At 70.2% G+C, this 20,968-nt stretch carries 14 protein-coding genes; 7 read left to right on the forward strand and 7 right to left on the reverse strand.

Translation table 11 applies throughout. From position 1 onward, the window contains the following. Positions 1-92: 92 nt before the first annotated feature. A complete protein-coding gene (gene lysA / locus E8A74_RS33615; protein WP_136933213.1) occupies positions 93-1,394 on the reverse strand; it encodes a diaminopimelate decarboxylase in 1,302 nt (433 codons plus the stop codon). Between the two features lie 171 nt (positions 1,395-1,565). On the opposite strand from lysA, the gene pyk reads away from it, so the two are divergent. The 3 genes from pyk (at position 1,566) to E8A74_RS33630 (ending at position 6,068) form a co-directional block, all read left to right on the forward strand. Continuing rightward, positions 1,566-2,987: a pyruvate kinase gene (gene pyk / locus E8A74_RS33620; RefSeq protein WP_136933214.1), complete on the forward strand. Its 1,422-nt coding sequence runs from the start codon at positions 1,566-1,568 to the stop codon at positions 2,985-2,987. Continuing rightward, entirely contained in the window at positions 2,984-4,936 is a 1,953-nt protein-coding gene (locus E8A74_RS33625; protein ID WP_136933215.1) for a serine/threonine-protein kinase, read from the forward strand. Before pyk ends, E8A74_RS33625 begins: the two co-directional genes overlap by 4 nt. A gap of 187 nt (positions 4,937-5,123) precedes the next feature. Continuing rightward, positions 5,124-6,068, forward strand: a complete 945-nt coding sequence (locus tag E8A74_RS33630; protein WP_136933216.1) for a hypothetical protein — start codon at positions 5,124-5,126, stop codon at positions 6,066-6,068. Positions 6,069-6,188: 120 nt separating this feature from the next. Here the strand turns inward: E8A74_RS33630 and E8A74_RS33635 are convergent, their stop codons facing one another. Both E8A74_RS33635 and E8A74_RS33640 read right to left on the reverse strand, forming a co-directional pair. Next, positions 6,189-6,821: a hypothetical protein gene (locus E8A74_RS33635; protein WP_136933217.1), complete on the reverse strand. Its 633-nt coding sequence runs from the start codon at positions 6,819-6,821 to the stop codon at positions 6,189-6,191. A gap of 194 nt (positions 6,822-7,015) precedes the next feature. Then, positions 7,016-7,777, reverse strand: a complete 762-nt coding sequence (locus E8A74_RS33640; RefSeq protein ID WP_136933218.1) for a class I SAM-dependent methyltransferase — start codon at positions 7,775-7,777, stop codon at positions 7,016-7,018. Between the two features lie 127 nt (positions 7,778-7,904). On the opposite strand from E8A74_RS33640, the gene E8A74_RS33645 reads away from it, so the two are divergent. Next, the gene (locus E8A74_RS33645; RefSeq protein ID WP_136933219.1) at positions 7,905-8,402 is read left to right on the forward strand and encodes a hypothetical protein; all 498 of its coding nucleotides are present in this window, start codon (positions 7,905-7,907) and stop codon (positions 8,400-8,402) included. Here the strand turns inward: E8A74_RS33645 and E8A74_RS33650 are convergent. Together E8A74_RS33650 and E8A74_RS33655 are read right to left on the reverse strand one after the other, a co-directional pair. Beyond that, positions 8,399-13,222, reverse strand: coding sequence for a translocation/assembly module TamB domain-containing protein (locus tag E8A74_RS33650; RefSeq protein WP_136933220.1), 4,824 nt, complete (start codon positions 13,220-13,222; stop codon positions 8,399-8,401). The genes E8A74_RS33645 and E8A74_RS33650 overlap by 4 nt on opposite strands. Before the next feature lie 183 nt (positions 13,223-13,405). Beyond that, positions 13,406-14,536: an LNS2 domain-containing protein gene (locus tag E8A74_RS33655; RefSeq protein ID WP_136933221.1), complete on the reverse strand. Its 1,131-nt coding sequence runs from the start codon at positions 14,534-14,536 to the stop codon at positions 13,406-13,408. Positions 14,537-14,667: 131 nt separating this feature from the next. Between E8A74_RS33655 and E8A74_RS33660 the strand changes: the two genes are divergently transcribed. From E8A74_RS33660 to E8A74_RS33670, 3 genes are all read left to right on the forward strand, one after another. Continuing rightward, a complete protein-coding gene (locus tag E8A74_RS33660) occupies positions 14,668-15,327 on the forward strand; it encodes a hypothetical protein (protein ID WP_136933222.1) in 660 nt (219 codons plus the stop codon). Positions 15,328-15,342: 15 nt separating this feature from the next. Continuing rightward, a complete protein-coding gene (locus tag E8A74_RS55665) occupies positions 15,343-17,646 on the forward strand; it encodes a serine/threonine-protein kinase (RefSeq protein ID WP_136933223.1) in 2,304 nt (767 codons plus the stop codon). A gap of 64 nt (positions 17,647-17,710) precedes the next feature. Continuing rightward, on the forward strand, positions 17,711-19,234 hold the full coding sequence (locus E8A74_RS33670; RefSeq protein WP_136933224.1) for a tetratricopeptide repeat protein: 1,524 nt from the start codon (positions 17,711-17,713) through the stop codon (positions 19,232-19,234). 79 nt (positions 19,235-19,313) lie between these two features. On the opposite strand, the gene E8A74_RS33675 is transcribed toward E8A74_RS33670, so the two are convergent. Both E8A74_RS33675 and E8A74_RS33680 read right to left on the reverse strand, forming a co-directional pair. Next, a complete protein-coding gene (locus E8A74_RS33675; protein WP_136933225.1) occupies positions 19,314-19,790 on the reverse strand; it encodes a hypothetical protein in 477 nt (158 codons plus the stop codon). Positions 19,791-20,055: 265 nt separating this feature from the next. Continuing rightward, entirely contained in the window at positions 20,056-20,808 is a 753-nt protein-coding gene (locus tag E8A74_RS33680) for a hypothetical protein (RefSeq protein WP_136933226.1), read from the reverse strand. Positions 20,809-20,968: the final 160 nt, after the last annotated feature.

The following is a 20,968-nucleotide window of genomic DNA, read 5'->3' on the forward strand; positions in this document are numbered from 1 at the left end:
TGGAGCGACATGATCCACGTCGTCGACGTGGATCATGTCGACATCCGCAAGTGAAAGGGGCGGGCCTCATGGGCTCGCCCCCTTCGTTTTTGTCAGCCGAAGAGGCGGGACGCGGCCCAGGCCGCGGCGTCACGCGAGGCATGGACCGTCACCACGCGGCCGCCCGCGAGGAAGATCTCCGTGGGCAGCCCACGCCCGTTGTATTCACTCGCCATCACGAAGCCGTAGGCGCCGGCGTCGCGGACGACCACGGCGCGCGGCAGCGGCTCTGCGAAGGGATGCTCGCCGAAGTCGTCGGAGCTTTCGCAGACGGGGCCCACGACGCGGTAGCCGGGCGCCGCGTCGGCTGCGGGCGGGGGCGCGTCGATCGGCTCGATGCGGTGCTTGGCGCCGTAGAGCGCGGGGCGGATGAGATCATTCATGCCCGCGTCGATCATGAGCCACCGCCGCGTCGGCTCCCCCCGCGAGCGCTTCGCCATCACCACGCTCGCGCAGAGCACGCCGTACGGCGCCACGAGCGCGCGCCCCGGCTCGACGACGATGCGCGTGCCGCCGAAGCCCCGCTCCGCGACGAGGCGGCTCGCCGCGCGCGCGAAATCCGCGGGCGTCACGGGGCAACCCGCGCCGTAATCGATGCCGTAGCCGCCGCCGCAATCGACGTAGGCGAGGGGCTTGCCCGCGGCGCGGCGCTCGGCCGCGAGATCGAGCACCACACGCGCGCCCTCGAGGTACTCGTCCGTGCGCGTGAGCTGCGAGCCGACGTGACAGCCGAGGCCCACGAGCTCGAGCGCGTCGCGGGCCGCGTCGACCCTTTCGTACGCCGCCGGAAGATCGGCGAGCGCGATGCCGAACTTCGCCTCGTCGTGTCCCGTCGCCACGTGCGCGTGCGTGTCGGCCTCGACGCTCGGGTTCACGCGGAAGGCCACGCGTGCCTTGCGTCCGAGCGCGCGGGCGCGGGCCACGACGCGCGGGATCTCCTCGACGCTCTCCATCTGCAGCGCGAGGATCCCGCGGTCGCCAGCGCCGATCGCTTGATCGATCTCGCGTGCCGTCTTGGCGACGCCGCTGAACAGGATCGAATCCGCGGGGATGCCCGCGCCGAGCGCGGCGGCGAGCTCGCCGCCGGAGACCACCTCGGCCCCGCAGCCGGCGGCGCCGAGCGCGCGCACGATGGGGCCCGCCGTATTTGCTTTGACGGCGTAGGCGATCAGGTGCGGCGCGCCTTCGAAGCCTGCGGAAAGATCCCGCGCTGCCTGAACGATCGCATCCACGTCGTACACGTAGGCGGGGGTGCGCGGTCGTTCTCCTTGGGGGGACTCCGTCCCGAGGTCGAGGAGGTCCTCGAGGCGGAGACCGCCCATCGTGGCGGCCCCGCGCGCGTCGCGTTTCAGCATGGGCCCTCGGGTAGCGCGGCGCGGGCAGGGGGTAAAGACGGCATGGCGCGGGGCGTCGAGCGGGCTCGTCCCGCGACCCGGGAGGACGCCCCGGTCCAAGTCGGACGGCTCACGGAGCTTCCCGGCGGAAGGCCCCTGTTAGCCGCGCGGACGTCATGCCATGCTGCGCCCGTGGTCGTACGTCGCGCGAAAATCGTCTGCACGATTGGTCCTGCTTCCGAGCCCCAGCTCGAGCAACTCATCCGCGCCGGTATGGATGTGGCGCGTCTGAATTTTTCCCACGGCACCCACGACGAGCACGCGCGCCGCTTCCAGGCCGTCCGTGCTGCGGCCGAGGCGTGCGACAAACCCGTGGCGATCTTGCAAGACCTTTGTGGTCCCAAGATCCGCGCGGGCAAGTTCGAGGGCGGCACGATGGATGTGCCCACGGACGCTCACATCGTGCTCACCGAAGCCACGAAAGAGCAGCCGTCCGGCGGGCCCGGCGAGATGCCGATCCTGTACGAGGGCCTCGCCGAAGATCTGCAACCGGGCGACATCGTGCTCGTCGACGACGGCCGCATGGTCCTCACGGTGACCAAGGTCGACGGCCGGCGCGTGCACGCCGTGGCCACGCAGGGCGGGCAGCTCCGCGATCGCGTAGGCGTGAGCCTGCCGGCGCGGCGCGTGCGGCTCGCGGCGCTCACCGAGAAGGACAAGGCCGACCTCTCGTTTGGCCTCTCGCTCGGCATCGATTACGTCGCGCTCTCCTTCGTGCGCACGGCGGACGACATCCGGCTCGTGCGCGACATCTGCGAGGCGTGGGGCCGACCGACGCCCATCGTCGCGAAGGTCGAGACGCCCGCGGCGGTGGAGAACCTCGAGGCGATCATCCAGGCGACGGACGCGGTCATGGTCGCGCGCGGAGATCTCGGCGTGGAGTTCAACCCCGAGCGTGTGCCCGTCATCCAGCGCGAGATCCTCGGCCTCGCGCGTGTGCATCAGAAGCCGGTCATCGTCGCGACCGAGATGCTCCAGTCGATGGTCACGAACTCACGCCCGACGCGCGCGGAGGCGAGCGACGTGGCGACGGCGGTCTTCGAGGGGACGGACGCGGTGATGCTCTCGCAGGAGACGGCGACGGGCGCGCATCCGTCGCTCGTCGCGCGGGTGATGAGCCGCATCGTCATGGAGGCCGAGCAGAGCAAGTTCTTCCGTCCTCTTTCGAGCGAGATGCCCGGCGTGCGCTCGAACGTGCCCGAGGCCGTGGCGCGCAACGGCTGCGACATCGCGCGCGACATCGGCGCGCGGGTCATCGTGGCCTTCACGGAGAGCGGATCCTCGGCGCTCTACGCCTCGAAGCACAGGCCCGTCGTTCCGATCATCGCGTTCTCGCCGAACGAGGCGACGCGCCGCAGGCTCGCGCTTCTCTGGGGCGTCGTTCCGTGGCCGATCGACAAGGTCACGAGCGCGGACGAGATGGTCGATCGCGCGAGCATGATCCTGCTCGCGAACGGCTTCGTCTCGCCGGGGGACAAGTTCGTCGCGATCTTCGGCGCGCCCATCGGCGTGCGGGGCTCGACGAACTCGATTCGCGTGAAGGTCGTGGAATGACGGAAGCCTCCGCCCTGCCGGGGCTCCCCAGGCTCGCGAAGTACGAGCTCATCGAGGAGATCGGGCACGGTGGGATGGCGACGGTCTATCGCGCCCGGGACAAACGTCTCGGGCGCGAGGTCGCCATCAAGCTCATCCACAAGCACCTGCGCGAGAACGCCGAGGTCGGCGCGCGGTTCGTCGCCGAGGCGCGCGCGGCCGCGAAGCTCCGCCACCCGAGGATCGTCGAGGTCTACGACGTCTCCAGTGAGGAGGACGGCGAGCGGTACCTCGTCGTCGAGCTCTGCCGCGGCACCACGTTGCGGAAGGTCCTCCAGCGTCATCGCGACATGCCCGCCGAGATCGGCGCGGCGATCGTCCTCGTGCTTTGCGAGGCGCTCGAGCACGCGCATGCGTGCGGCATCGTGCACCGCGACGTGAAGCCGGAGAACGTGCTCGTGGAGCTGCCGACCGATCGTACGAGCGAGTCGCGAGCGCGCGTGGACAAGGTCGACGAGACGCCCGTCCCCGACGCGCCGCGATCCACGCCGCGGCCCGTCCCAAGCCGCGCCGGAAATCTCGGCGTGCTCATCAAGCTGACGGACTTCGGCATCGCCAAGATCCTCGACGCGCAGGGCGTGACGTCGACCGGGCAGGTGCTCGGATCGCCGGCGCACATGGCGCCCGAGCAGATCGAGGCGGGCGAGGTCGACGGGCGCACGGATGTTTTCGCGCTCGGCGTGCTCATGTACGAGTGCCTCGTGGGGCACCTGCCGTTCGAAGGGAAAAACCCGGCGCAGGTCCTTCGTCGTGTGCTCGAAGGCGACTATCCACCCGCGGATCACGAGCGGTCCACCGTCGGGGGTCGCTTCGCGCGCATCATCGACGGCGCCCTCGCGCGCGCCGCGGCCGATCGCGTCGCGGGCCCTGGTAAGCTCGGCGAGCTCATCCGCGCCGAACTCGAAGCGCTCGGCATCACCGATCCGCAGCGCGAGATCGAGGCTTATTTCGAGGACCCGGTCGGCTACGCCGACGCCCTCACGACGCGGCTCGTGCCGTGCCTCGTCGCCCGCGGCGAGGCTGCGCGCAAGGCCGGCGATCGCACGGGCGCTGCGGCCGACTTCAACCGTGCGCACGCGCTCGCGCCGCACGACCTCGCGATCCTGAAGCGCGTGACGAGCCTCTCCGCGAGCGCCGAGCGCCAGAAGCTCGCGCGCAGGGTGGCCGGCCTCGTCGCGGGCACGGTCGCGCTCGGCCTTGCGGCCTTCGCCGTCGCGCGGTTTCGCAAGCCCGCAGCCGCGCTCGAGCCTGACGCGGGCCCGAAGGCCGACGCCACGACGGCCACCACGGAGCGCCCCAAGGACCCGACCGCGCCCGACGCGTCCGCGGATCCCCGCACGCCGAGCAGCGCAGCGTCGTCCATCAGCATGGTCGATCCGCCGCGCAGCATCCGCATCAAGCTCCCGCTCAGCGCCGCGACGACCTCGGCCGCCACGCCGCCGTCTTCACCTCCGGACCTGCGCAAGGTCGTCTTCCTCGTCAGCCCGCAGGGCGCAACCCTCGTCCTCGACGGCAAGGAGGAGAAGCATTTTTCGCGCGTGTTCCTTCTCAAACCCGGCGGTCACTCCGTGTCGGCGCGGGTGAAGGACTCGAAGTGCTGCGGGACCTTCGACAGCACCCTCATCGTCGAGCCTCCGCCCGAGAATGATCCCGACGACGTCCAGCGTTACCGTGTGCGGCTCACGCCGCTGCCGTCGACCGTCGCCCTCGGCCCGGCGCCCGCGTACGCGCAGGTGGTGTGCTCGGACATCAAGCTGACGCTCTTTCCAGGTGCTACCAAGAAGGTGCAGCTCGAAGAGATCACGTACGACAACAAGTGTCAGTTCACGGCGCCGGGGGAGGAGGCCTTCCGGCGCAACGTGAGTTTGCGCGCCGGCGAGCACAACGTCGTGCCTTGGTCGGCGCGGTGAGGCGGGGGGCCTCGCTTCGCGGATAGCGGTCCCCACGGTGCCCAAATTCCGGTAGAAGGGTCCCTCGGTTACTCGGTTACGGGGAATGACGGCGCGACCTCGTCTGCAGCGGGCTTTGCCCGGCGGGCTTCGGTTCGGGCGGGACCGCCGCGGCCCCAGGGCCAAAGGGTGCGTTTCGTTCGGCCGCGTGGCGCTCGCCGCAGCGACGGGCCTCGTGTTCGCCTTCGTGTCCCGAGCCGCGCGCGCGGACGATTTGCAGCAGTTCGAACTCGGCAAGACGCGCTTCGACGCGGCCGAGTACGACGAGGCGGCCTCGCGTTTCACGGCGATGCTCGATCCGGCGCAGAAGCCTTGCGAGTCTGTCCCGACGAGCGGCACCGCGCCGTGTCGCCTCACGGACACGGACCTCATCCAGCGCGCGCGCACGCTCCGCGCGGCCTCGCTCGTCGCGCTCAAGCGTTACGACGAGGCTGAGGCCGAGATTGCCACGATCCTCCGGCAAAACCCGACGTATTCGCCCGACCCCGCGGTCTTCCCGCAGGAGGTCGTGGATCGCTTCACGCTCGTGCGGGGTCGCTTGCGCCAGGAGCTCGACGTGGCGGAGCAGAAGCGCGCCGAGGAGGAGCGGCAGCGGCGCATCGCGGAGCAGAAGGCGAAGGAGGAGGAAAAACGCTGGATCGAGTCGCTCGTGAAGGCGGCCTCCGAGCGGCAGATCGTCATGCAGAATTCGCGCATCGTCGCGGCGATGCCGTTTGGCATTGGCCAGTTTCAGAACGGCAGCAAGAAGCTCGGCTGGACCTTCGCCATCACGCAGGCGTTCACGGGCGCGACGTCGATCGTCGCGTCGCAGGTCTTCAACTACTACGCGAGCTTCGATCAGACGATCGCGACGGGCGCCGAGCGCGAGGAGCTCGTGCGTCGCCAGCAGATCACGCTGATCATCAACCAGGTCGCGTTCGGCCTATGGGCTGGGCTCACGGTCGCGGGCATCGTGCAGGCGCAGATCGCCTACGTGCCGCAAAAGGTCACGATCGAAAAACGCCCCGTGCCGCCGCGCCCTGCGGTGCGCGTCGTGCCGACGGTGGCGGTGACGCCCGACGGGTTTGGCGTGGGCGTCATCGGCGCGTTCTGAAGCGCCTTTGCATCGACCACATCGTGGTCGATGCACCAAAGGTCCAGGGCTGGCCCTGGTCCGGGTCGAGGGGTGGACAACCCCTCGTCGGGTCCGGGGTGAAACCCCGGCGCTACGCTTTCAGGTGCTGCGGCTGCTCGTCGGCCTCACACCGGGAGGGCCGTCGTTGTGCTCGCGGCAGCCGGTGCGCGACATCATCTTTGCGCGGAACGACACGCGACCGCACGTGTCGCAGACGCAGAGGTTCTGGTCGTAGAGGTTGCGGTTCGAAAGGATGTCGGCGGCGAAGAGGCTGAGGACGATGTCGCTCAGCGAGTCTTCCTTTTGCGGCCGCGCGATCCACGAGGCCTTCGTGCCGATGCCGATGGGCTGCACGCGGCTCGACTTCGTGGCGAGCTCGAGGAAGCCGTCTTCGGGTGGATCCGTGATGAGTCCGCGCAACGTGAAGACGACACGCGACCGTGCGCGGCCGAGGATTCGATCGAGCAGCGCTTTCGTCGCGGAGGGCGGCGCGCCCACGGTGTTCAGCGTGTCGAGCAGCAGCGTGCCTGCCATCGGCTCGGCGACTTGGACGGGGCGCTGCATGCGACCTGCGCGCACGAGGTACTCCTCGATCCAGGTCTTGAGCTCCCGCGCGCCCATGGCCCCGATGCCGACACCCTCGACGAACGCAAGCGCGCCGATGAGCGCGCCGCGGTCGTTGTCCGCGCCGGTGAGGAGGGTCGGGATCGAGCTCGTGGACGTAGGAGGCATCGCGGGTCCTTTCAGCGACGACGGGCGCTCGGAGGGGGCCCTGCAACGTGCAGTATCGCTCTGCTTCGCGGCGGGGCCAACATCGACGCCGGGGAGCGGGGGTCCACCTGCACGATGCGCGAATCCTCGAAGGCCACGATGATCAAAAATATCAGTGATTTCCGACCCGAACAACAGGGACGAGGGGCACCCGCTCAAAGCTTCTCGAGGGCGACGATCCAGAAGCCCCCGAGGTGCCGGAGCGGGGAGTCGCAGAGCGCGCGCTCGGCTTGGACGAGGGCGCCGCGGACGAGCGGCACGCGCATCACGGCGGCCGCGGGCGTGACGATGCGTACGCCGCGTGAGGCGCGGACGCGCACGCCGGCCGGGAAAAGGCGATGGGCGCCCCAGGGGCTGACGAAGCGGGTGTAGACGGCGTCTTCCTTGGTGCGCGCGCTGATGGCGCCGGCCGGCAGGAAGCGCTTCACCAAACCACGCAGGCTCACGGGGTTGTAGAGCTCGGCGAGGATGGTTCCGCCCGGACGAACCACGCGTACCATCTCGGCGATTGCGCGTTCCAGCTCGCGGACGTGCGGCAGCACCTTGAAGGCGCAGGCGACGTCGAAGCTCGCGTCGGGGAAGGGGAGCTCGGTCGCGCTGCCGACGGTCACGTCGAGGCCGCGCGCGCGGGCTTTTTCCAGCATCCCGGGCGAGAGATCGACGCCGCGGGCCGTCCGCGCGAAGTCTGCGATGCGCCGGAGGAGCAGGCCGGTGCCGCAGCCGACCTCGAGCACGTCGCGGCCTTCGCCGAAGCGGCGGAGGAAGTCGATCTCGAGATCGTCGACGAGGTCGTGGTAGCCCGAGGTATCGCGGCCGTCGCGTCGGTCTTCGTACCGGGCGGCGAACTCGTCGTAGTACGCGCGCGTCGCCTGGAGGTGGTCGTCGTGCGGGAGCGATTCTCGCGGCGCTTCGTTCATCCCGGCCGGTTGTAGCCCAACGCGGGCGTGATCGCAGCCCCGACGGCGTGCAGCGGGGCGTGACGCCTCGCGCCGTCGGCCCTATGGACAGGTCACCGCCGAACGGGCGGCCGGACAGGAGACGACCATGAAGCCCGGCGATCACCCCGACTTTTACAGGCTCGCGCCCCCGCCGGGCACGTCGCGCGAGAGTACGATCGTGCTCGATCGCGAGGGTCGCTTCTGGCACGACGGCGCGCGCGTGGACCACCCTGCGCTCGAAGAGGCGCTCCATCGCTGGATCGCGCGGCACCCCGAGGATGGGCGGCTCATCCTGACGAACGGCTACGACTGGTGTTACTTCCGCGCCGAGGAGACGCCGTTCGTCGTGCGCTTCGTCCGCGTCGAGGACGAGGGCCGCGGGGCGCTCCTCGTGCTCTCGGATGGCACGGAGGAGCGGCTCGATCCGCGCGTGCTCTCGGTGTCGAGTGACGGTGTGGTGTTCGCGCGGGTCAAGGAGGGCGCGGAGGACGCGCGGTTCTCGCGGCACGCGCAGGCCGGCCTCGCGCCGCTGCTCGTGTCGGCGGAGCCTCCGATCGTGCGCGTGGGCGACGTGTCCGCGGAGCTCTCGGAGCGCGCGGTCTAGTAGCGATACTGCCAGAACAGATCGAGGCCGGAGCTCGGCTGCTGGTTGATTCCTCCGAAGCCGAACGATCCGCGCAGCGCCCAGTTGCGCTTGAAGCGCCAGTCGAGGTTCAGCTCCGTGCGGTTCTCCGTGCCCTGCGTCGCGCCTGTGGGGCTCTGGATGCCTTCGAGGCGGCTCGACGCGGGTGAACCCTCGTAGCTCGCCTGCGCGGTCACGGTGTCGCCGAGCTCGTAGATCACCGTCGTGCGGAGCCTGCCGGCCTCGGTCGTCCCGACGCGCGTGGACAGACCTCGGAGCGGGGCGATCTGCGACAGGATCGCGTTGATCTGCGCCGAGGCGATCTCGCCGCCCACCACGCCCGCCGCCACGTCGGTGGCGCGCGGCGACGCCTGCGCCGTCGCCTGCGACTGCGTGTCCTTCGACTCGGGCGTGTCGCCGATGAGGATCATCGACAGGATCGCCTGCTGCGACATCGGCGGGCTCGATCGGAAGCGGAGCTTTTGCTCGGTGATCGGCTTGAGATCTCCCACGTAGTCGACGAACACGCGCGTGCCGTCGGGCGCGTCCCAGCGCGCCGTCACGTTCACGTAGGGGTTGCCTGCTTCTTCCGGCCGCAGGCGCAGCAGGCCTCGTTCGAGCTCGAACTTCTTGCCCACGATCTCGAACGAGCCGCGGCTGACCTCGACGTCGCCCGAGAGCTGCGTCTCGTCCGTGAGCGAGATGCGCGGCGGCGTGCTGCCGCCCGTGAGGTCGACATCCGCGCCCATCCCCACGATCGTGATGTCGCCGAGTTCGAACGTGATCAGATACGCGAGCGCGTCCTTCGCGCGCTCCTCCTTCGGCGGGCCGAGCGCGTGCGAGACCACGACGTCGGGATTGGGATCGAGCGACTGCACGCCGCGCGTGCTCGACGCAGGCAGGGCGAGATGAAGATCGGGCACGCTCACGATGAGCGACACCTCGCGCTCCTTCTTCTCCGCCGCGAGCACGATCCTCCCGTGCGCGTGCCCGAGCGGCACACCCTCGAACGTCACGGGCAGCTCCTCGTCGCGATCGATCGTGAGCTCGCCGTTCGCCTTATGGAAGGCGAGGCCCTTCATCTGCACGACCGCGAACCCTTCCACCGCGCCGCTGATGCCCTCGGCGCGGAGGTCGTCGAAGCGCAGCTCGCCCTTGTCCGTCGTGCGGATCGAGACGTGCGTGTTCTTGAACTCCTGGCCGATCTGCGGGACGTGGAAGACGCCGTTGTGTACCTCCATGTTCGCCTCGATGCGCCCGTCGTCCTCGCCGAAGCGATGCAGGCCGACGCGCAGATCCCCGTTGAGCGATCCGTCGAGCCGCGAGAGCGTCCCGGAGACGAGCGGCGTGAGGCTCGCGAGGCGGAATTGGTTCGCCTTGAGGAGCAAGTCCGCGGGCCGCGTCGCGTCGATCTGCGGGACGATGCCTTGCCAGTTTACGCCCGCGTACCCCGTGGCGTCGATGCGCCCGCCGCCACGACCGACGAGCTCGAGCTGCGCCACGCCGCGCGCGGGGTTCCCTGCGCCGCCGGGGTTTCCGATCGAGAGCTCCAGGGTGGCGCGATCGAAGGCCGACTGGCTGCCGAGCTCCAGGCCCGACACCTCGAGCCGCACCGCGGCTTGGGGTTCGGTGCCGCGCTGCTCGAAGCGGAGGACGCCGCTCACGCGGCCCGCGACGTCTCGATCCGCGAAGAACGGGATGAGCTCGAGCGGCAGATCCCGGAGCGTCGCGCGTGCGTCGCCGCGCGGCGGGATGTCGCGGCCCGCGCGCAATGCGGCGAGGTCGACGTCGGCGTTCGCCTCGACCATGGCGAGCTCGCGCGCGTCCTTGCGCACGGCCGCGCGCAGGGTCGCCTTGCTCGCGTCGTAGGTCGCGGTCGCGTCCACGTCGACGGGGAATGCCCACGGGCTCGGGCCGAGCGTCCGTGTGTCGTGCGCGAGGCCGAACCCACGCGCGTTCACGCGGATCGCCGGCCGCTCCAAGGTCCCGCTCGCCGACGCGGAGAGCGCGATCGCGCCGCGGATCGGCGGGAGCGCCTCGCGCAGGACCGTGGGCAAGCTCTGGAACGAGCGCACCGTTCGCCGCGGGATCGTGAGCTCGGCCGTCCCGCGCGACGCGAGCAGCGAGGCGCGCCGCTTCTTCGGATCGTCGACGAGCGTCGGGAGATCGAGATCCACGTGGGTCGCGAGCTCCACCATCGTCGACGTGTCGAGCAGCGAGAGCGTCACGTCCGTCGCGCCCGTCGCGCCATTCACCGATCCGGAGAGCGCGACGTCCATCGCGCGCGACTCCCAGGCGGGTTTGTCCTCGCCGAACCCCACGGGCCCCGCGACCACGAGGTCACGCGTGCGCACGTCGAGGTCGCGCACCGACACGAACCGCTGCCCCGCAGGCCGCTCGATCGTGAAGCCCGTACCGAGGCGGCCCGAGACCTCGCTGAGGACGAGCGCGACCGGCAGGCGCCGCGCGATGCACCGCAGATCCCAGTCGGGCGCGTCCACGCGCGCCGCGCCCGTGAGATGCGCCCACGTCGACGGCTCCAGGAGCGACCCGCGCAAGTTCCCCTCGGCGCCAGAGATCCGCACCTCGGCGATCGAACCGTTGCACGCGTCCTCCGCGTCGCTCTTGTCGCGATCGACGAGGCGGAACGTGCCATCCATCGCCGCGTGCGAGCCGTCGAACGTCGCCACGAGCGAGCCGCTCGCGCCCGTGATCGGCAAGCCCCCTGCGGAGAACGTCCCCTCCTCGATCTGCAGGTGCACATGCCCCTTGCGCCCGTCCCTCGTGCGCGCGAGCGCGACGTCCACGTCCGCGAGGCCCCGCAAGTTGCGATCGAGATCCAGCAGCCGACCGAGCCGCCCGAGGTCCACGCCTTCGCCCTTGAGCTTGCCCGTGAACTCGGGCCCGTCCACCGCGAGTGACCCTTGGAGGGAGCCCACGCCCGGACCCTCGGCCGAGATCCCCTCGATCGCGAGCGCCCCACCGCGCATCGCGATGCGCTTTGCTTTGCCCTCGATCCGCTCGCCCTCGCGCGAGAGCCGCACCGCCACCTCGCGTGCGCTCTTCTCTTTCGTCTCGATGCGCGCCGACGCTTCGAGCTCGCCCACGTCGCCGCCTTCGAGCCGCGCCTCCACCCTCGGCGCCACGACCGGCCCGCTCACGCGCGCCGTCACCTTGTCCGCGCTGCGCCCGCCCGCGATGAGGCCTTCGCCTTCGAGCGCGGCCTCGACGTCGAGTTTTTCGAAGGGCCCGCGGATGCGCCCTTCCACGCGGCCTCGTTCGAGCGACACGCCGCCCTTCGCGTGCAGAGCGCGCACCGAGCCGAAGGCACGCGCGTCGATCTTCCCCGCGCTGATCGTCCCCTGCACCTGCACACGCGCGCTGCCCGTGGCCGGGCCCGCGAGCCGCGGCGCCGCTTCGAGCGACGCGACGGACGTCTCCGCCTCGAACCGCACGGCGCCGCCCGGGCGCACGATGAACGAGCCGGACGTGGGCGCGCCCTGCTCGTACAACGTCACGCGGCCTTCGAGCTCGCCGTGATCGTAGACCAGGTGCACGTCGGCCGCCGGCACCGCCTGCTGCTGCACGACCGTCGGCTCGGTCCTCGCATCGGCCACGAGCCGCAGCGCGGGGTTCGTGTCGAGCTTGAGCCGCGCGCTCATGTCCACGTTCGTTTCGGGCAAACCCTCCACGAACATGCGCGGATCGACGTCGTCCGCGGTCACGTCGAGCGCGAGCCGCGCCCCATTCGCCACGTCGAGCTTGCCCCGCAGCGCGATCGAGCCCGGCGAACGCTCCGCGGGCATCACATCGAGCCGCCCCTCGACCTCGAACGAGGGCGCATCCCCTTCGAGCGTGACCTTCGCGGAGACCCGCTCGCGCAGGGGCAAATCCGGCACGAGCAGCCTGAGATCCGCGGGCTCGGCGCGCGGAAGCTCGACCGCCGCGGTGACGTGCGCGCCTTCGAGCGCCGCGCGCGCTTGCACCTCGAGCGGCCCCGCGCGCCCCGCGAAGCTGCTCCACATCCGCACGACGCTGGCCGGGCTCGTCGGGTCGGGCGCTCCGCTCGTCGTCGTCGCCTCGGGCGGCGTGTCGATGTGCAGGTGGTAATCGAACGTGCCCGCGAGCGGCACCGGCGCGATCGAGCGCTCCCGGATGCCCGTGTGCTCCACGTCCACGGCGACCCCACGCGGGCTCACGTGCACCGACGCGAACAGGCGCGTGATGTCGGCGTCGACCGCGCGCGGCGGCGCCACCTGCCCGTGCACGTGCGCGTGGCCGATCTCGATACGCTCGAGAACCACCGTCGTCGGCCGCTCGGCCGCCCGCTCCACCTCGCCCGGCTTCTTCGGCTTCTTTGGCTTCGTCGGCGTCGGCCGCAGCGTGAACGCCGTCTGGACCCCGAAGTTCTGATCGGGCCCGCGCTCGAGCAGCACCTCGGCCTCCTCGATCCGGATGTGCTGGAAGACGAGCGAGCGTTCGCCCGTGCCGAAGAGCGACGCGCGGGCAAACCGTACGAGGTCGAAGCGCCCCTGGATCCCAGTTGCCCGGATGATCTCGGTGCCGCGCGCATCGCGCGTGACGGCCGATCGGATCGACACCTCGTCGAGCGCGAGGTGATCGATCTCCGAGACGACGATCGTCCCTTCGAAGAGCGAGCCGAGCGCCTGGTTCGCGACGTCCCGCGCGAGGCGGCGGAACGGGCCGACGTCGAGGTGGAGGCCGACGGCGAGGACGGCGGACCCGGTGAACACCGCGCAGAGCCCGAGCGTGGCCGCGCCCGTGGCGAGCGCGCGGCGCACCCGTCCCGGTCGTCGCGGTGGCGCGGCTTTCGGGGGGGAATCGTGATCGGCCGGCGCGCTCGGAGCCACGGCCGTCAGCATAACGAATCGCGGCTGGGATTCACGGCCCGGGCGCCCCGCAGTTTCATGCTTTCGCGGAGGGGTGGAAGTTGCCGGAGAATCTCGATCCGCCCGCGACGGCGCTCATTGGCAGAGGCTCGGCAGCGCCTCGGCCTCGGCGAGCAGCTCCGTGTAACTCTCGATCCGGCGACCGCCGTGCACCGTATCGTCGAACTCGATGAACACGCGCCGCTCGTCGGGCTGCACCATCGCGTTGAAATAGGCCGCGGCGTCGGTGTCCGTATTGCCGAAGGCGTAGGTGGGGATCATTCCTTTTTGCGCGAGCATCGTGAGCTCGCCGGTCTTGTACGTGGACGCCTCGCTCCCGAGCGCGCCCGACTTCGTCAGCGTCGTGTGCACGATCCCGTGCGGAAAACCGTTTTGATCGAGGAACGCCCGCGTCCGCGCCCCCAGCCATTCGGGCCGGGCGGTCATGTAAAACGGGTGATAGCCCTTCGAAACGAGCACGTCGAAGAGCTTCGCCGCGTCCTTTCGCACCTCCGGCAGCGCCCCCTGGGCGAGCGCGACGAACTCCTCCGTCTCGTAGGTCGTCAGCGTCCCGTCGATGTCGCTCACGAAGACCGGCGTCCCTTTCGGAACGACCTCGAGGAAGAGGTCCGTCGTCGAGAGGTCGCCCTTGACAACGAGATGAGCCCTGTGTCTGCCGAGCCCGAGGGCCTTCTCCTTCGGGATCTCGAAGTAGACGCGCCCTCCCGTGTCCTCCACGCCCTCGACCGTCGCGTGCTCGCCGTCCTCGGTCGTCGTCGCGGTCCCGAGGTGCTCCCACGCGCCTGCGCAGTCGCGCTGCACGTAGACGTCGACGTACTCGCCCTTGATGTCGTCGTCGAAGGTCCCGTACGAGAACTTCGCCAGGATCCACTGCGGATCGCCGGGGTTCAGGAAGAGATCCCGCCCGCGGTGGTTCGGCGCGCCGAAGGGCGGGATCACCGCGTTCCAGTCGACGGCCTCTCCCGGCGGCGGGGGAGGCGCGTCGCAGGCCGGGATCGGCGCGCACCACGCCCCCGGTACGCCGCCCGATCCGCCGCCCCCCGTCGCGTCGCCGCCCGCGCCCCCGTCGCCGCCCGATCCGCCCGCGCCCCCGGAAGCGCCCGCGCCCGTCGTGGCGCCGCTCGGCACGACATCGACGCCGCCCCCGGTGCCACATGCGGCCATGCCCACGATCCCCGCCAAGAAGAAAGCGAACGCTCCACGCATGCCCTCCATTGTGGACCCAATCGATCCGCAGAAAAAGAGCCTCGACGCGCTGCATCCTTCGCCGTCACGAACCTCCCGTTCGCGCCCCTTGCGCGGAAGAGCGCACCTCTGCGAAGGTTCTACCCCCTCGTATGCCCAAGCCTGATCCCCGCGTCCTCGCCCGCACCGCTGGCAACTACCTGAAAGAGCACCCCGAGGAGATCGTCCGCGCCTTGCGCAGCGCCCTCGGCCTGCGCGCCTCCATCCCCATGGATGCCCTGCGTTACCTCGCGCGCGAGTTCGTCCCGGACAACAAGAAAGCCCCGAAAGACATCGTCATCGAGGCCGCGCCGCCCGGCGTGCGGATCGCCGCGACCGTCGATGCCATGGGCACGCCGCTGCGCGCCTCGCTCATCCTTCACATCGAGGAGATCGCCATCTCTTTGACCGAGATGCGCATCGGGGTCCGCATCGAGGGCCTCACCCTCACCGTGCTCGGCGACTCGAGCTCGCCGCTCGCCGGCCTCCTCAAATCCGGCGCGCTCGATCTCTCGAAGCCCGGCAACCTCGTCGCCTTCATGCCGAAGCGTCCGCCCATGCTGGTCGAGGCCAAGGACGATCGCCTCACGCTCGACCTCATGAAGGTGCCCAAGATCGCGGAAAACCCCAAGGTTCGTCGTTATCTCTCGATCGTCCTGCCCGTGGCCTCGGTCCGGGCGATCCGTACCAAGGACGATCACCTCGACGTGCACCTCAAGGCAAACCTCGGCGGACTCTCGCAAGCGATCGCTGCGGCGCGGCAAACGGTTTGATACACTGACCCGCGAATGCCGCCGCCTCCTGGGCAAGACCCGTCCGCGCTCTCCTTCCTTGTGCTCGCGGAGATCGCGGCCGGGGAGTCGGCGAAGGTCGATCTCTGCCGCGTGACCCACGGCCCCGCCGAGGGTCGCCTCGTCGCCGTCAAGCGCCTCCACCCGCACCTCGCCAGTGATCCCGCGTTCGTCGCCCAGTTCCGCGACGAGATGTGGATGACCGGAGCGCTCCGGCACCCGAACGTGGTCGAGGTCGTGGGCTGGGGCAGCGACGATCAGGGGCTCTACCTCGCCGTCGAGCTCGTGCAGGGCGTCTCGCTGGCGCGGCTCATGAAGACGATCTTCGACACGGGCGAGGCGTTCACCGAGCGGATGGTCGTCTTCCTCGCACGCCAGATCTGTCGTGGCCTCGGCACCGCGCACGCCCTGCGCGCGCCGAGCGGCGAGCCGCTGTACCTCGTCCACCGCGATCTCACGCCCGGCAACGTGCTCTGTTCGTTCCAGGGAGACGTGAAGATCACCGACTTCGGCCTCGCCAAGGCGAAGCAACGGCTCACGCGCACGCTCACGGGCATGGTGAAGGGCCAGCTCGAGTACATCTCCCCCGAGCAGGCCACGGGCAACAACATCGACGCGCGCGCCGACATCTTCTCGCTCGGCGTCATGCTCTTCGAGCTCTTCGCGGCGCGCAGGCCCTGGGTCGCGCCGAACGACATGGAGCTCGCGCGCATGCTCATGACCGCGCCCCCGGCCGATCTCTTCAAGCTCCGGCCGCGGATCGATCGCGAGCTCGTCAGCATCGTGAGCAAGTGCCTCGAAAAGGATCCGAAGGCGCGCTTCCAGTCGGTCGCCGAGATCCTCGCGCGGCTCGACGAGTGGCTCAGCGCGCACGGGTACATGGAGGAAAACGAGGAGGCCCTCGGCCGCTTCGTCCGCCGGAACGCGATGCGCCAGATGGCCTGGTTCGAGCGCGTGATCGCGAGCCAGACGCCCGAAGTCAAAAAGGCAAAACCCCGCCCGCCCACGTTCACCGGCGGCTCGGTCGTGGCCCCGCTCCCGAAAGACCCGCCGAAGCGCAGCGACTCGCCTCCGCCCACCGAACGTCCGGGCACCAAACGATCGGCCGAGGCCACAGGCCCGCTGAGCACGGACGCGCACGAGATCACCGAGGACGCGACCGCCGAAGCGAAGGTCACGCCGCGGCGGGTCGGTACGCTGCGGAACGCGCCGCGGATCGCGTCGGAGCGCGGCACGGGCGAGGGCGAGGTCGATTGGGGCGAAGAGGTCCCGACGCTCGTCAAAGGCACGCCCGAGCAGCTCGCGCTCCTGCGCCAGCAGTTCAAAGGGGGCAAACCCTTCGATCCGAAGCTCGTCGCCGCCGACGTCGCCGCCGCGCGCCCCGCGCCCCCGCCCGAGGCCCCCGACGAGAAACGCGCCCCCCAGCCGAGCTTCGCGACCGTCCTCGAGGGCAAACTCCCCCCCGGCTCCGGCCGCCGCGATGAGCCCGCCGACAGCGAGGATCTCGACGATCCGACTGCGCCCATCGGCGACATGCTGCGCAAGGTGCGCGCCGCGACGGCCGCGCGCTCCATGCCTTCGGCGCCGCCGGGTCAGATCGTCGCCCCCGATCCTTCCGTGCCCTTGCCGCCCGTCACCGCCCGGAGCGCAGGCTCGGCGCCGCCGCCGCCTCCGGTCTTCGCGGATCCGACTGGCGAGGATCGGCTGCGCAGCGAGGCCGAGCGGCTCTCGATCGAGGCCATGCGCCTCGCCGAGGAGGCGAAGGCCGCGTACGCCCGCGCCGAGCGGAAGGCCGCGCTCGCCAAGGCCACGAGCGACGCGGCCGCGATCGCCGCGGAGGCGCTCCGGATCGGGAAAGCCCAAAGCGTCACGGATGGCCTGCGCCGGCTCGAAGTCGCGCTCGCGATGGAGCGCTCGGCCCGCGCGACCGAGGGCGCCGCCGCGCAGAGCGTGAGCGCGCCGCCCCCGGGCTTCGGGGCCATGGCGCCGCCGCCGATCCCGCCGCCGGCGCCGCTCCCGGCCCTCGCGCCGAAACCGTCCCCCTCGGTGCCTCCGATCGCGGCCCCTTCCATTCCTGCGCCGCCGCCCATCCCTCCGGCGCCGCCCGTGCCAGGTCGCTCCGTCCCGCCGGGCGCGACGCGCCTGCCGGATCGGGCCTTGCCCGCGCCCGAGCTCGATGCGGACGCGTTCACCACGCGCTTGCGGCCGCGTGTGCTCGGATTGCCGACGCCGGTGCTCATCGCGATCGGCGTCGGCGTGGTGCTCCTCGTGCTCGTCGTGATCGTGATCAGCTTCTCCTGACGCGGCGTGGCGCGAGCCTTCCGCGCTTGATCTCGGAAGCGGCCTTTCGCTACCGTGATCCGCGATGAGCAAAGACGAAGAATGGGTCATGATTGCTCTGGACCCGAAGATGTCTCGCCGCCAGGGGATGCCGCCGCAGCTCCCCATTCCCAAGAGCGAGTTCGAGGGTCTGGCCGACAAAGGCCTGTCCATCGACAACGCCCGCAAGTGGATCAAGTCGTTCCTCAACGACTCGCCCGCGGGCAAGGATGGCAACTGGCGCAAGAAGAACAGCCAGCTCGTCTCGGCGCTGGAGGTCTTCCTCGACAAGGCGCCGCTGCTCGATCGCGCGCAGAAGGGCTTCGCCGAGAACGACTTCGAAAAGGCGCTCTCCGCGCTCAAGCGCATCGCCTCGATGGATCCGGACGATCACGCCGCGCGCCTGAACCTCGCCGCGGCGCAGACGGCCCTGCGTGATTACCCGGCCGCGCTGAAGACGTACCAGTCGCTCCGCAAGACCTTCGAGGGCGACGCGGATTATCACGTGGGCCTCGGCCAGGTCCACGCGACCCTGAGCAACAAGGACGCGGCGATCGACGAGTTCGTCCTCGCGCTCGAGGCGCAGCCCGACTGCCAGCCTGCGCTCGACGCGCTCGCCAAGCTCGGCGTCCTCGTGCCGGTCTACGAGAACCCGCGCGACGCTGCCTCGCTCACGTACGTGCGCAGCGACAAGGTCGACGAGTACCTCACCTCCGTGTGGGATGCCGAGGCGCGCGACGCCGCGTATTACCTGGAGCAGCTCGCGTACCACGAGCGCGAGGCCCGCCCGATCGTCGTGTTCGCGATCGCCGAGCGCATCATCAAGCTCGGGGATGCCGGCTCCGCCGAGCGCGGCGAGCTCGCGAAGATCGCGGCCCTGCGTGACCTCGGCCGGCGGGACGATGCCCTCGCGGCGGCGAAGGCGTACGTCGAGAAGGCGCAGTCGGCGGGCGCGTACGTCGAGCTCGGGCGCTCGCTCGCGGCCGCGGGCAACGTCGACGAGGCGCGCGCGGCGCTCGACAAGGCGCTCGAGGCGGATCCGGGGGATCTGCTCGCGCTCCAGTATCGCTTCTGGCCTGCGGACGCGGCCACGAACATCCAGGGCGTCTCGAACGCGATCCCGGCGCTCGCGGCGTTCGCGGACGCGCATCCGAACGCGGTCGGCGCGTGGCGCTCGCTCGCGCGCGCGAAGATCGCCACGGGCGCGAAGGACGAGGGCATCGACCTCCTCAAGAAGGCCGTCGCGCTCCGCCCCGAGGACGACGACCTCCGCGCCGAGCTCTGGACGCATCTCGGCAACGAGAAGCGCTACCAGGAGATCGTCGAGGACGCGGGCAAGCTCGAAAACCTGGCCAAGCGCGACTGGAAGCTCCGCTGGAACGAGGCGGAGGCCTACCTCGGCCTCGAAAAGAAGATCGAGGCGCGCGGCGCGTTCTCGGCCATCAATTTCGACGACTCGCTGCACGTCGACATCCGCAAGCGCGCCAAGCGCGCGGTGAAATCGATCGACGAGGGCCTGACCCTCGGCGGCGTGATGTCCAATCCGGAGACACCGCCCGCGGCGACCTGATCGGCGGCGCGACGACGAAAAAGGCGCGAGCCCTGTGACGGGCCCGCGCCTTTTTCCTTTTGTTGTCTCGCGACGCGAATCACTTGAGCTGCGCCGTCTCCTCGGGCGTCACCGTCTCGTAGAGCGCGCCCACGATGGCGCCGAACGCGAGGTGCGCGGCCACGAACGAGAGGATCCCGAGCCCGCCGTACCTCGACATGAAGAAGCCCGGCGCGGCCACGACCTCGGGCACGAGCGGGTGCATCAAGCCGACGAGGCCCACGAAGATGCCCGCGAGCGCGAGGTGCACGAGCGAGACCTTGAGGCCCGTCGCGGCGCCTGCGCTCCGCGTGATGGTCTCGAACACGGCGCCGTAGGCGATTCCGATGAGCCCCGACATCAGGATGGTCACGAGGAACCCGACGAGCCACGACAGGCTGGTCGGCGCATTGCCGGGCAACGTGCCGAGGAGCTGCGCGACGTCCGCCGAGGCGCCGGCCGCGCGGGCGGCGGCGATGATCAGCGTCATGGCGGCGCCGCCGACGATCCCTGCGAAGAATGCTTTCCCGACGTTCATGTTTGCCCTCCTTTTCCCGTCCGGGGGCGCGGCTCGGGCGGCCGAACGGGCGTCCCCGAGCACACCTGGGCAAACAGAATGCCAGGCGGCCTCGGCCGCGGGTGGGCAGGCGATTCCCGATATCAATCGGGAAGAGCGGACGATTGCGAAGGAAATGGCAGGGGAGGCGGGAATCGAAGGGATCCGGCGATGAGCGCTCGTGCGTAGGGGACGCACGTGCGCAGGACGGGCGCACCCCGCTTCGGGCGTGACGCGCGCGCCGGGGTCAATCGGCGAGGCAGGCGTCGTACTCGGTCGGGCAGAGCGCTGCCATGCAATTGTCGCAGTCGGCGTCCGGCGAGACGCCGGAGCACAGCGACGCCTGGCAATAGTCGGCGCACGACCCCACACACGCGCAGTCGAAGTAGGCCGCGAAGATGGAGCCCGACGCGTCGCAGAGGGTGCTCGTGTTGGGGCTCTGGATGAAGTCGTAGCAGGTCTGGCAGGTCTCGGCGGGGCAATCGAGCGGATCGGATCCCTCTGCGCAAAGCCCGGATCCTTCCGGTTCGTCGCAGAACCCGTCGCCGGCCGAGGGGCAGGTCGGAATGGCGCAATCCTTCGTATCGGACCCCGCCGCGCAGAGCCCGTCGCCCTTCGGCGCGGGTTCATTGCAGACGCCGTTGTTCACGAGGTTGCACGTCGGGGGCGGCCTCAGGCACGAATCGAGATCGCTCTCTTCCGCGAAGCACACCGACTCGTCGTAATCGCCGTCGCTGCAGGCGGCGTCGGCCGTCAGGCAGGTGAGGAATGTCGAGTATTCATCCTTGCAATCGGCGTCCGCTGCCTCGTCCTTCTGGTTGATCTTGTCGTCGAGGCAGGACCCGAGCTCCAGCTCCGTACACTTGTTGCAATCGCAGCGCTGATTGCAGTATTTTTGCTCGGGCGTCTCGGGTTCATCCCCCCCGCTGCAGGCGGCGAACAACGTCGCGGCCGCAAAACAAAGCAGGGTCAATCCTTTGGCCATGCGCTCGTGGGTCATTGGTGCTCCGGCGAATGGGTTGGGGGCGCCGCGCGCCGGCGCCGCGAAAAGAAAGGTGCGGCCTACGCGTGCTGGCGAAGACCTTTGTGAACGTTATCACGGCCCCCGCCGCGCGTCCAGGGCGGCGGGGCCTTCCGCGTTCGTTCGGAGAATCGCGCGC

It is taken from the genome of Polyangium fumosum (genome assembly GCF_005144585.1).
Taxonomy (GTDB): domain Bacteria; phylum Myxococcota_A; class Polyangia; order Polyangiales; family Polyangiaceae; genus Polyangium; species Polyangium fumosum.